At 43.4% G+C, this 12998-nt stretch carries 8 protein-coding genes; 1 reads left to right on the forward strand and 7 read right to left on the reverse strand.

The annotated features are described in order from the left end of the window. Window positions 1–155 precede the first annotated feature (155 nt). The 5 genes from DWW91_RS16295 to hisS form a co-directional block, all read right to left on the reverse strand. Entirely contained in the window at window positions 156–4712 is a 4557-nt protein-coding gene (locus DWW91_RS16295; protein WP_122328347.1) for a DUF6383 domain-containing protein, read from the reverse strand. A 360-nt stretch (window positions 4713–5072) separates the two neighbouring features. Next, a complete protein-coding gene (gene groL, locus DWW91_RS16300; RefSeq protein ID WP_010802098.1) occupies window positions 5073–6713 on the reverse strand; it encodes a chaperonin GroEL in 1641 nt (546 codons plus the stop codon). Window positions 6714–6746: 33 nt separating this feature from the next. Continuing rightward, window positions 6747–7016, reverse strand: coding sequence for a co-chaperone GroES (locus DWW91_RS16305; protein WP_007654644.1), 270 nt, complete (start codon window positions 7014–7016; stop codon window positions 6747–6749). A 413-nt stretch (window positions 7017–7429) separates the two neighbouring features. Continuing rightward, window positions 7430–8860: a glycoside hydrolase family 30 beta sandwich domain-containing protein gene (locus DWW91_RS16310; RefSeq protein ID WP_122328348.1), complete on the reverse strand. Its 1431-nt coding sequence runs from the start codon at window positions 8858–8860 to the stop codon at window positions 7430–7432. 140 nt (window positions 8861–9000) lie between these two features. After that, complete coding sequence (gene hisS, locus DWW91_RS16315) at window positions 9001–10356, reverse strand: histidine--tRNA ligase (protein ID WP_122328422.1); 1356 nt, start codon at window positions 10354–10356, stop codon at window positions 9001–9003. Between the two features lie 172 nt (window positions 10357–10528). On the opposite strand from hisS, the gene DWW91_RS16320 reads away from it, so the two are divergent. After that, the gene (locus DWW91_RS16320; protein WP_122328349.1) at window positions 10529–10729 is read left to right on the forward strand and encodes a DUF6722 family protein; all 201 of its coding nucleotides are present in this window, start codon (window positions 10529–10531) and stop codon (window positions 10727–10729) included. Window positions 10730–10907: 178 nt separating this feature from the next. Here the strand turns inward: DWW91_RS16320 and DWW91_RS16325 are convergent, their stop codons facing one another. Next, window positions 10908–11594, reverse strand: coding sequence for a zinc metallopeptidase (locus tag DWW91_RS16325; RefSeq protein ID WP_007654652.1), 687 nt, complete (start codon window positions 11592–11594; stop codon window positions 10908–10910). Between the two features lie 124 nt (window positions 11595–11718). Next, complete coding sequence (locus tag DWW91_RS16330; RefSeq protein ID WP_007654654.1) at window positions 11719–12990, reverse strand: adenylosuccinate synthase; 1272 nt, start codon at window positions 12988–12990, stop codon at window positions 11719–11721. Between the last annotated feature and the right edge of the window lie 8 nt (window positions 12991–12998).

Below are 12998 nucleotides of genomic sequence, written 5' to 3' on the forward strand. Positions count from 1 at the left end.
CATAAGACCTGTTCCAATAAAGAAAACCTTCGCTTTCTCTAACCGGGAACTTACGGTCGGTTTACGATGCGAAGATACAAAAAAACTCCGCCGGTTTCCCGACGGAGTTTCTATCTTTAATACTTTCGGACTTTTCAGTCTTTCGGGTATCTTATTTACTTAACAACAGTTTTAACTGCGCTTTCGCCTTCAACAGCTACTACAACGATACCTGCCGGAGCAGAGATTGTAGCATTGTCAGAAGAAAGAACTGTTCTTGCGATTGTCTGTCCTAATACATTTGTTACAACAACTGTCTTATTAGCTGCACCCTGGATTGTTACAGAACCTACGCCACCGAATACGTTGAATCCATCAACTGTGATGTCTTCGTTGCCTACTGGCGGGCTGTAAGAATCTTCGTCAAACTGCATGTCACCTGTAACAGGTTCAGTAAAGATTGAAGTACCGAACTCAGCGATGTCAGATGAAGCAGATTTTACAATTGAAGGAGAATAGCTATAAGCTGTTACGCGTACTGCATATTCAGTCTTCGGCTGCAAGTTGATTGCTCTGATTGAAGTTGAAGTAGGACCTACTTCTTCTGATTCAATACCCTGAACAAAGAGGAAGTCCCATTTGTCAGATTCTTCCATGTAGCTAGCTACCGGCAGAGAACCGAAGTCAGGATTCCAGTCATTCTTATTGAATGCACCAGTGTTTTCTTCAAGACCGTCTTTTTCGTCACGAGACAAACGAGTTGTGTTAGTGAATTCGAAGATATCGATCTGCTTGCCACCTTCTTTCAACAGAACTGTATAAGTGTTAGCCGGGCTCAAATCAGCGTCAACGCTAAATGCTTCTGCCTTATAAGCCTCATTCAACTGAGTATTTGTTGAAATAACATCCATTGTCTTATATTCAACACCATTCTTCATGATAGTCAGCTTATAGTTGTGGTGCAGCAACGGATTAATAACCTCACCTGTTCCGTTGAACAATTCAACCATGATTGTACCTTCTTCAGCTTTCACTTCAGAGATAAAGATATTCTTAGAAGTGTTCTGCTTTTCGTACTGACCAAGTTCTACTTTGTAGTAGTGAGCACCCGGAACTGCAGACCATCTGAATTCAGCCTTGCTACCGTTAATGTTGTCAGACAAATATTTAGTATCAACTACAGGAGCAGCCAGAACCGGAGAATAATTAACCGGAAGATCTACTGTACAGTTGCACAATGTGCTTGCTGCTAATACGTCTGCAACCAAATCATGATCGCTCTTATCAGCCAACAGATCAACAGAAACCGGAATAATAGCTTCGCTTACATATTCAGCCTGGTTCTTACCTTCAGTAGAAGCGATCAATGCACCAGCAGGAGAAATAGCAATTACTTTAGATACCTCTTCAGTAGGATCGATTGAAGGCAGATCTTTACCGATCAGATAAATTTGTTTAGTTGCAGCAATGTCATCTTCAATGAATGTAACAGCGCCGAAGTCTAACTTAGCCAACTTAGCAGCTTTTGTATCAGCTGTAGTTGCGAAATACAGTTCAGGTTGTTTAACATCACCATAGATATTAGCAGCTACTGTATCATTACGGTAAGCTCCGTAGATATCGAACAAGCTGATATAACCATTGCTCTGACCATTATTGTTTTCTACTTCTTTGTAAGCATACTTTTCATCCAAACCGTATACATAAGTCCAGCTGATCTGGTCTTTGATCTGCATCGGATACAGACGAACCGTGTCATTTACATAATTATAGATGAAGTCTTTGTTATCAACTGCTGAATGAATTGTATCAGGAACGATACCAGCCTTGTCAGACGGTTTGAATGTAGACTTAACGTAAGCAAGTAACTCACCGTATTTGTTAGGAATCAATTTGCCACCGTCCAAAGTACCGATAACAACAGTTGTATCGTGATCGAATGCACCAATCTTGTTAGATTTGCTTGCTTCTACAGTTACCGGAGCAACAAGGTTCAAACCTGCGATAACGAAAGTACCGTCTTTCACTTCATAACACTGATCCTGGCCCAGATAATAAGTACCATAGTTCTTAGTATACAGATCACGGAATACGTTAGAGTCATATTCGCCCCATTCAAATTGGTCAAGATTCTGGATATTACCCAGGAAGCTGGTATAAGCACCTACCGGTTTGTCACCTGTCAATGTAGAGATAAGACCTTTGAATACAGTACCAACTACGTTGAATTGGTTGAAACCTGTCAATTCTTTTTCCCAATCTTCGTGAGTAGCTTTACCATCACCTGAATCATTTGTCAACAGGCCGAACTGAGCCATATCTGTAAGGATTTCTTCTGTCGGAACCCAATCGGTTCTGGACTGAGGTGTATATCTAACCTTAACAGGAATACCGTTATTTTTCAGGTCATCCAGATTAGCTTGTTTGTAGGGAACACGAATATACAATGTGTCACCAGCACTTTCACCACGCCATACAGAACCAGGTTGCGGTTCAAGACCACCAACATCACCACGATTCCAAACAGCGTTTGCATATTCTGTTGAGAAATAGAAGTTCTTATCCTGTTTTACTTTCGCTTCACCAATTCTCATAGACTGTTTGTACAGACGGATAGTTGTATAGTTAGCGTCGTCAGCATCCGGTTTCAAACCTGTTGCGTAAACATGAACAACATGGTTACGAGAAGAGCCACCGATACCCCATACATAAGAATCCTTATTAGTAAAGTAAGGAGCTGCAAATACTTCAGCACCACCCTTTACAGCTTCACCTACAGGACATTCGCAATCCTGAGCAGCAGAGATCAAACCAGCAGAAATATTCATAATGTTTGCCAATGTTCCGGTTACAGAACCAACAACACCCTTATCTGTTTCAATACCTCTCCAGTTAGTCCATACGTGCTGAGTACGAGCAGATGTAGTCAGAACACCCGGATAATAAGCTTCACCCAGATTGATCAAATCCTGTCCTGAATAACCTTCGCAATCATCCTGAGTATTCAATGTTGCTGACAAGCCCCATTTTTCTTCAATATTATAAGCTCCATCCTGATCGATGTTCATGTTACCTGATGCAAAGTGGAAAGCAGCTTTCACTGTCCAACCTTCATTCAGATTACCTAAACAATCGATAGCAGCTTCCGGAATACATCTTGTATGTTTAAATCCTTCAACTAATTCACCTTCGAAGTACCAGTTGAATCCCAAGAATTCAATCTTATCTTCCCATCTGTCGGTAGAACCCGGATCAGCCGGAGTTAATAATTCAAGATTTAATGCACCACCATCACAAGAGTTATCAATTGCCATTCTTACAGCATTCGCAGGTGCAGGGCCAGGACCTTCTGCACAATCTAAAATAAACTTAGGCAGATATGTGAAATCAATAGATGTTTCAAGAACTTCTTCGTATTTTGTAAAGACTAAGTCGTCACCGAATTTGAATGTACCGCGAGCATCTACGCTATGTCTTACAAACGCTGTATCCGTACTGGATGCAGTAGTCGTAGCAAATACATAGTCAGCCAAAGCCCACTGGTCTTTCACAGTACCCGGCTCTACATGATAAACAACCTTTACATTTGACCAGTCAACCGGATTGTATTCATTGAACAAACCTGCACGTACATAGAAACTTCTACTTCCGTCAGCTTCTGTTGCCTGAGAGAAGTTACCTTCAGTTACAGCAACATTACCAATCTTTTCAAGAACGATAGGAGCTTTCACATTCAGCTTCAAATAAGTAGCCTGAACATGATGAGGAGTTTCAGCACCAGCCATCTTATCATTGAACTTCCAGATCTTAACATCCATTTCAGATGCTTCGCATTCAGTAGAACGGTTAACACCTACACGGAATTCTTTTTCTGTTTCATAATCTATTTCTACGTGAGGACGAATGAAATCAAGATTAATGTCACCGAACAAAGTTACAGGTTCCAAAGTATCAGATGTTTCGCTGTCATCAGCTTTAGAGTATTCTGATTCAAGAACAACACGGATAATAGCATTATCAATATTAATTTTACCTGCACCAGTTGCATTGAACATAACTTGGTAAGCTTCCGGTGTTGTATTAGCACCTACAGTTACACCATTCTTGTCAATTTTAAAACCATCGTCATAAACTTCGTCATAAGGAAGTTCACCACGAGTAGTTCCATCCAGTTCTAAAACTTCAGCTGTTTCAATCTTCCATAACAGATTACGGTTTACATTAGCGTTTTCTAAACGGCTAATCCAGAAATGGAAACTTGTTGCATCTGTTAAGCCTCTTGTATCAAATACGAATTCAACACGACTCTTAACTTCTCTGGTTGGTCTAACACCCAGATAGTTAAAATCCTTTACTGTTGTAATACCGTAATGAGGTTTATTGACATTGTCATAAAACTCACCAGTTGACAGGAAATCACCTCCTGCAACAGGGCTAGCCTCAGAATCGAAAGAAACAAACATACCAGGAAGAAGAGTAGCATCAGCCACCTTATTCAAAGGTAAAGTATACTTCCAAATATTAACCGGATGAGTTTTATTTACTAACGCATCTCCATCGAGAAGGTTAAATTTCGCAGCGGCTTTCAATTGTGCTTCAGTAGGATCTTCAAATGCAGCCTTATAAGCATCACCTGTCTTGTACCAGGCTGGGACCGCATTTTGAGCAAAAATTGAAAAACTACTGCTTGCCACAAGGAACGCGGCGAACAAAGTAGAAAACTTTTTGTTCATAATCAAATAATTTAATTAGTAATAAAATATAAAGTTCAAATAAATCTTTCTATCAAAATAAAGTTCTGACGACTACTTACCGTCGCATTCATCTGTGCATACCTTGCACCTAAATTCTTATGCAAATATACATATCTTTTTTTGTTGCACTATTTTTTTGTTATATTTTTTTCCCTTTAACCATGCTTTCTTATCCGATTCTTACCTTAAATCGTACAAAGGGGACGGTTTTAAGGACATATCCAACCATTAGCACTTCATTTCCTGCAATATTCCCTATACATTATTATATATAACAAAAAAACGGCCACCTCCTTTTCGGGAAGCAGCCGTTTCCGGTTTTATCTTGATGGGAAGATATTACATCATGCCACCCATGCCGCCACCCATACCCGGGTTCATCGGAGGCATAGCAGGAGTATCTTCTTTCTTCTCTGCGATTACACATTCTGTTGTCAGGAACATACCAGCGATAGAAGCTGCGTTTTCCAAAGCAACACGAGTTACCTTAGCAGGGTCGATTACACCGGCAGCGCACAGGTTTTCATACTTGTCTGTACGGGCATTGTAACCGAAGTCACCTTTACCTTCTTTTACTTTCTGAACGATAACGGCACCTTCCTTACCTGCGTTAGCAACGATCTGACGCAACGGTTCTTCGATAGCGCGTTTTACGATTTCGATACCAGTTGTTTCGTCTTCGTTTTCACCCTTCATGCCTTCCAGTACTTCGATAGCACGGATGTAAGCTACACCACCACCAGGAACTGTACCTTCTTCGATAGCAGCACGAGTTGCATGCAAAGCATCATCCACACGGTCTTTCTTTTCTTTCATTTCCACTTCAGAAGGAGCACCTACGTAAAGAACAGCTACGCCACCTGCCATCTTAGCCAGACGTTCCTGTAGTTTTTCTTTGTCGTAGTCAGAAGTAGTGTTTTCGATCTGAGTTTTGATCTGACCGATACGAGCCTGGATAGCTGCTTTGTCACCGGCACCGTTAACGATAGTTGTAGTATCTTTGTCTACAGTGATCTTTTCGGCAGTACCCAGCATATCCATTGTAGCACCTTCCAGCTTCAAGCCTTTTTCTTCAGAGATAACAACACCGCCAGTCAGCACTGCGATATCTTCCAACATAGCTTTACGACGGTCGCCGAAGCCCGGAGCCTTCACTGCACAGATCTTCAAAGAACCACGCAGACGGTTTACAACCAATGTAGCCAATGCTTCGCTGTCGATATCTTCAGCAATGATCAACAGAGGACGACCGCTCTGAACAGCCGGTTCCAGGATAGGAAGCAAGTCTTTCAATACAGAGATCTTCTTGTCGTAGATCAGGATATACGGATTTTCCATCTCGCATTCCATCTTTTCTGTGTTGGTTACGAAGTACGGAGAGATGTAACCACGGTCGAACTGCATACCTTCTACTACGTCAACTGTAGTTTCAGTACCTTTTGCTTCTTCCACTGTGATAACGCCTTCTTTCTTCACTTTCTGCATAGCTTCAGCAATCAGTTTACCGATCATTTCGTCACCGTTAGCAGAAATCTTAGCCACGTGTTCGATCTTTTCGAACTGGTCGCCTACTTCTTCAGCCTGGTCAGCGATCTTTTCAACCACTTTGGCAACGGCTTTGTCGATACCGCGTTTCAGGTCCATCGGGTTAGCACCTGCTGTAACGTTCTTCAAACCTACACCGATGATAGACTGTGCCAATACAGTAGCAGTAGTTGTACCGTCACCTGCATTGTCGTTTGTTTTGGAAGCAACTTCTTTCACCAACTGAGCACCCATGTTTTCGAACGGGCAAGCCAGTTCTACTTCTTTAGCTACCGTTACACCGTCTTTTGTGATGTGAGGAGCACCGAATTTCTTTTCGATGATCACGTTACGGCCTTTCGGGCCTAATGTTACTTTTACAGCATTTGCCAATTCGTCCACACCTTTCTTCAAAAGGTCGCGGGCATCCATATCGTACTTAATTTCTTTTGCCATGATTATATTGTTTTATTATTTCCGTTTAATGAATTAGATAATAGCTAAAATGTCAGACTGACGCATGATAAGATATTTCTCACCATCCAGTTCGATTTCTGTTCCTGCATATTTTCCGTACAGTACAGTATCGCCACCCTTCACAACCATTTCTTCATCCTTTGTTCCGTTACCCACGGCAACAACTTCACCTTTTAAAGGTTTTTCTTTTGCTGAATCCGGGATAATGATTCCGCCAAGTGTCTTTTCTTCTGCTGCAGCCGGCTTAATAAGCACTCTGTCTGCTAATGGTCTAATGTTCATCTTACTATATTTTTAATTGTTAATAATATTATGTTTACATGTGTTTTTCTAATTCACGCTTATTCCTATGCGAAATCTGTGCCAAATTAATTGGCAGGGAAAAGACTGCCAATTTTGCATAAACAGACGTTTAGATGCGCCGACATGACTGACAGGATGACTATACATTCCGCCTCACATGCTTCCCGACTAGAACAAAAGTAACGGGAAAGTAGTTCATAAGTCACGGTCTTTTAACTGATAAGTCCTAAACTTTTATTCTTTTGAGCATGCCTTAATTTAATTTTCAGCTAGCTAAAAATAGATTTCGACCATGCTAAAAATCAATTCCGAGCATGCTCAAAAGTAAAAAAATAAGGGACGAAAGAGTTAGAATCTGCCGTCCCTTACATTAATATATAGTATATTTCAAATTAGTCTATCAGCAGTGTTGCGATGGAATGAGCCGGTAGTACAGGCTGGTAGACGCGACCGTCGATTTCAACAGATACCTGGCGGTCCTCATTTCCTTCGTTTGCCAAAGCGACAACAATACTTTTGTCGGGGTTGACGAAGGCCATGAGATTGCTGAACTGGCCGGAGGTTTCCAGTTTACGGGCACCGGGCTGGACGTAATGGCTCAAATGTTTCATTACATAATATTCGGGAGTGTAATGGAAGGTTTTTGTATCGGGATCGACAACCACAAGGGAGTTTTGCGCCCATCCCCAACGGCTGATACCGCCTTTATCCAGCGAGATATTCCAATACATATAGGCCGACGCACCGTTATCCAGGTAATGACGCATCAGGTTCCAGGAGTAAACGGCACCGCTCCAGTCATTCTTTCCGTCGCCGCATTCCTGCTCGGTCTGATAGAGTTTCATATCGGGATAACGTTCGTGTATACCTTTGATCGCTCCTTTTCCCGCCCATTGGAAACCGACTGCGCTGATATACTTGCCGCTTACCGGGTCGGTCAGGATGGTATCCACCAATGCTTCGTTGGCACGTTCCATGGTGCCGAACATCACTTTCACGTCCAGTTCCTTCATAGCCGGACCTAGATAGTTGCCGACGAAGTTAGCCAGCGAAGCAGCCGTCCAGCAACAACTAGGGAATATCTGTGCCGAATTGAACTCATTCTGCGGCATGACGGCAAAAATGTCGATGCCCTGTTCACGATAGGCTTCGATAAATTTGGAGAAGTAAAGGGCATACGATTGCAGGTAAAGGGAGTCCTGGATAAACATATCCGTTCCTTCATAACCGACCTTATCGGCAGGCAGGCCGTTGCGGTACTTCTCGTTGTAGGCTTCGCCGGTATAGGCGGAGGCATAATGCTTATTATATTTCATCCAGGCAGGAGGACACCAGGGAGAGGCCCAGATACGCAGGTCGGAATTGTATTTCTGTGCGCCTTTAATAAAGGGGATCAATGTCTGCTGGTCGTTGGCGATGGTGAAGTATTCCATTTCGAAATCGCCTTCGGTCTCATTATAGGAATACCAGTCGCGGGAGAAATCGTTGGCACCCACCGGCATACGGCAGATGGTGAAATTCGCCCCTATCTCCGGAAAGAAGAGTTCTTCCATGATCTCTTCGCGGACTGTCGGATCGAGTTTGCTCAGGGAAATCCAGCCCAGCTCGTTGAAGCAGGCACCGAAACCGTCTATCTTCTGTCCTTTCTTATGGGTATGGATAACCGCGTCGATCGTCGGAATCGTATCCGAAGAGGTAGAGACCAGGTCGGATTGCTCCTGCCACGGTTCGTTTTCCGTAGTTGTTATCCAGGATGCTCTTGGCTGAACAGAACAGGAAGAGAGGACTAAAGCGAATGCGAGAATTAAAAGAGATGTTTTCATGAGACAGTAATATTAAGGATAGCATAAACCCGTTCCCGTGCTTGACACGGGATTGCAAAAGAACAGGTCATATGCCTATTTATTCAGGCAGCACCTTTGCAGCCCCGTGTCAAGCACGGGGACAAGGCTGCTTATTTATATCAGAACTTTGCAATCAGTTCTTCTACAGTGACAGGTGTTTGTTCGCCTGTAATCATATTCTTCAGGTTGATCTTGCCTTCGCTCATCTCCGTTTCGCCAACGATAGCGACATACGGGATTTTCTTCGTATCGGCATACCCCATCTGCTTCTTCATCTTGGCTGATTCGGGGAAAAGTTCGGTACGGATACCGGCGGCACGAACCCGGGCGATAATCGGTAACAGATAACTTTCTTCCTTCTCACCGAAGTTGACAAACAGTAACTGTGTTGTCTTCAACGAATCGGCCGGATACAGGTCCAACTGATTCAGCACATCAAAGATACGGTCTGCCCCAAAAGAGATACCGACACCCGAAACGCCATCCATGCCAAATACGCCGGTCAAGTTGTCATATCGTCCGCCACCGGTGATACTTCCTATCTGGACATCCAGCGCTTTTACTTCGAAGATGGCACCGGTATAATAGTTCAGACCGCGGGCCAGTGTCAGGTCGAGTTCCAGTTCCGCATGCATAGGCAGCTGGTCGATACGGTCGAGGATGAAGGTCATTTCTTCGATACCCTTCACGGCTATTTCGGAAGTTGCCAACTGTTCTTTCAGGACGGCCAGTTTTTCACGATTGCTACCCGACAGCATGATGATCGGTTGCAAGCGGGCAATCGCCTCTTCGGAAAGGCCTTTGGAACGCAACTCTTCATTTACATTATTCAGGCCGATCTTATCCAATTTATCGATAGCCACTGTTATATCAACAATCTTATCCGCTTCACCAATAATTTCGGCAATACCCGACAATATCTTACGGTTGTTCATCTTGATGCAAACGCGGATACCGAAACGATGGAACACCTCATCCATAATCTGAATCAGTTCCACTTCGTTAATCAGTGAATCGGAGCCTACCACGTCACCGTCACACTGGTAGAACTCACGGTAACGTCCTTTCTGCGGACGGTCGGCACGCCATACGGGTTGTATCTGATAACGTTTGAAAGGGAATGTTATATCGTTGCGGTGCTGCACCACATAACGGGCAAAAGGAACGGTCAGGTCGTAACGCAATCCTTTCTCACAGGCTTTCACGCCGAATCTTACCGGATTACGTTCCAGCAGTTCTTCATCGGTAATGCCTGAGAAACAATCTCCCGAGTTTAATATCTTGAAAAGTAATTTATCACCTTCTTCGCCATACTTGCCCATCAGGGTCGACAGGTTCTCCATGGCCGGAGTTTCTATTTGCTGAAATCCGTACAGATGATATACTTCACGAATCGTATTGAATATATAATTACGTTTCGCCATTTCTTCGGGCGAAAAATCTCTGGTACCTTTTGGTATAGACGGCTTCTGCATATACTGTTTGCTCTTCTTTATCGTCGGAGCTAACCGACTTTTATATATTAAATTATTATTCGGAATGCAAAGGTAGGTATTTTGTTTCAAATTCGTTATTTATTGGATAGGTTCATTGTTTTGTCTGTTTCTTTTTGTTATGTTTGCAACATATTTAACAAAACGTATAGCTATGAGAAAGAAAAAGACAAGACAAAAGAAAGTATTGTACGGTGAACTTGGTAGTTTTTGCATCGACTTCGCCAAATACATGGCAACAGGAGTTGTCATCACAACATTATTAAAAGATCTTGAGGGACATAATGCGCTTATTTATTCGGGTGGATTTGTTTTAGTTTTAGGCTTATTATTCATTAAACTGAAGGAGGATTAGTTATGCCTGATTTTATATTTGTTTGTTTACTGTTTATGGGAATGGGACTCGGATTTTTAATCTGGGCACTTTATATGGAAGGCAAATTTCACAGAACGAAGAAAAAGAAGAAATAAAAAAGCAGCCCAAGTCATTCAGAACGACCCGGGCTGCTTTTTTTATCTGATACGGTACTCGCTTAGTCGCGGCTTCTTCCTCCCAGGAAGATCATTATATAATATAATAATGTAGCCAGCGAACCTAAGGCAGCCACCACATAAGTATAAGCGGCAGAGCGCAAAGCATCTTCGGCCATACCATGCGTAGAGACATTCGTTATCCCGGCACGACTCAACCATACCAACGCACGCTGGCTGGCATTGATTTCGACCGGCAACGTAATGAAACTAAACAACGTTGTCGATGCGAACAGGATGATACCGAACAACAGCAACTGCGGGAACTGGTGGATCAGCAACATACCGCCCAGCAATACCCAGGTCATGATATTCGAAGCAAAGCTAACCACCGGTACCAACGCCGACCGCATCTTCAGCGGGGCATAAGACGTTGCATGCTGTACTGCGTGACCACATTCATGGGCGGCTACAGCGGCGGCAGCGATACTATTACTATAATATACAGATTCGCTCAGATTCACCGTTTGATTGGCAGGATTGTAATGGTCTGTCAAATGTCCGGGAGTAGAGATCACCTTCACGTCGTAGATGCCGTTATCGCGCAACATCTTTTCAGCCACATCCTTTCCGGTCATACCGTTAGGCATAGGAATCTTAGAATACTTCTCAAACTTGTTCTTCAGTCGGGAAGATACCAGCCAGCTTAACAAGGCAAAACCAATAAATATGATCCAATACATGCTCATAATGTTCCAAATAATTAATTGTTATACAAGATATCTCTTACAAAAAGTCTGCCAAAAACAAAAATGGCAGAAGATTAGCCTGATTAGAGGTGGTCTTCTGCCATTTTGTATTAGTATGTGAGGTTTATTCTTCTGTATACCGGATGATTGTCTGTTCGCGGTCAGGTCCTACCGATACGATTTTAACAGGTACTCCCAGCTCTTCTTCAAGGAATGAAAGATATGCGTTAAACTCTTCGGGGAATTCGTCTTCGCTCTGCATCTTTGTCATGTCAGTCTTCCAACCCGGCAGTTCAACGTATACAGGTTCGATCGTATCGTCGATCTCGAACGGGAATTCCGTCACTTCTTCGCCATTGATCTTGTAGGCTACGCAAGCCTTGATGGTCTCGAAGCTGTCGAGCACGTCACTCTTCATCATGATCAGCTGGCTTACACCGTTGATCATAACAGCATATTTCAAGGCAACCAGGTCGATCCAGCCGCAACGACGTTTACGTCCTGTTACAGAGCCGAACTCATGTCCTAACGTACAAAGCTGATCGCCTGTTTCATCGAACAACTCTGTCGGGAACGGACCGCTACCGACACGTGTACAATATGCCTTGAAGATACCGTATACCTCACCGATATTACGCGGAGAGACACCCAGTCCCGTACAGCATCCGGCACAGATCGTGTTGGAAGATGTCACGAACGGATAAGAACCGAAGTCGATGTCCAGCATAGTGCCCTGTGCACCTTCCGCCAGGACAGACTTACCGTCTTTCAGGAAGTTGTTTACCACATGTTCGCTGTCGATCAGGTTGAATTGCTTCAAGTATTCCAATGCTTCAAACCACTGGGCTTCGAGTTCCTTGATATCATACGAATAGTTCAGTGATTTCAGGATTGCTTCGTGGCGTGCCTTGGCGGCAGCATACTTTTCATCGAAGTTGTGCAGCAAGTCACCTACACGGAGACCGTTACGGCTGATCTTGTCTGTATATGTCGGGCCGATACCTTTACCAGTCGTACCGATCTTACCGGAACCTTTGGCAGCTTCGTAGGCAGCATCCAGCATACGGTGGGTAGGCAGGATCAGGTGTGCCTTCTTGGAAATACAAAGTTGTTTGGTCAGGTCGTGACCACTGGCAGCAAGCGCTTCGGCTTCCTGTTTGAACAATAACGGGTCGAGAACGACTCCATTACCGATAACATTCACTTTTCCACCCTGGAAAATACCTGACGGAATAGAACGCAGGATATACTTTTCTCCGTTAAATTCCAGTGTGTGTCCTGCGTTGGGACCTCCTTGAAAACGAGTGATCACATCGTAGTTAGGAGTCAGCACGTCGACAACTTTTCCTTTGCCTTCGTCACCCCATTGCAATCCTAATAAAACATCTACTTTCATTTTATCTT

The organism is Parabacteroides sp. AF17-3 (assembly GCF_003635445.1).
In the GTDB taxonomy this organism is placed as follows: domain Bacteria; phylum Bacteroidota; class Bacteroidia; order Bacteroidales; family Tannerellaceae; genus Parabacteroides; species Parabacteroides goldsteinii.

Coding starts and splice junctions, on each gene's coding strand:
- DWW91_RS16295 (WP_122328347.1), bottom strand. CDS start 4,712: ATGAACAAAAAGTTTTCTACTTTGTTCGCCGCGTTCCTTGTGGCAAGC.
- groL (WP_010802098.1), bottom strand. CDS start 6,713: ATGGCAAAAGAAATTAAGTACGATATGGATGCCCGCGACCTTTTGAAG.
- DWW91_RS16305 (WP_007654644.1), bottom strand. CDS start 7,016: ATGAACATTAGACCATTAGCAGACAGAGTGCTTATTAAGCCGGCTGCA.
- DWW91_RS16310 (WP_122328348.1), bottom strand. CDS start 8,860: ATGAAAACATCTCTTTTAATTCTCGCATTCGCTTTAGTCCTCTCTTCC.
- hisS (WP_122328422.1), bottom strand. CDS start 10,356: ATGCAGAAGCCGTCTATACCAAAAGGTACCAGAGATTTTTCGCCCGAA.
- DWW91_RS16320 (WP_122328349.1), top strand. CDS start 10,529: ATGAGAAAGAAAAAGACAAGACAAAAGAAAGTATTGTACGGTGAACTT.
- DWW91_RS16325 (WP_007654652.1), bottom strand. CDS start 11,594: ATGAGCATGTATTGGATCATATTTATTGGTTTTGCCTTGTTAAGCTGG.
- DWW91_RS16330 (WP_007654654.1), bottom strand. CDS start 12,990: ATGAAAGTAGATGTTTTATTAGGATTGCAATGGGGTGACGAAGGCAAA.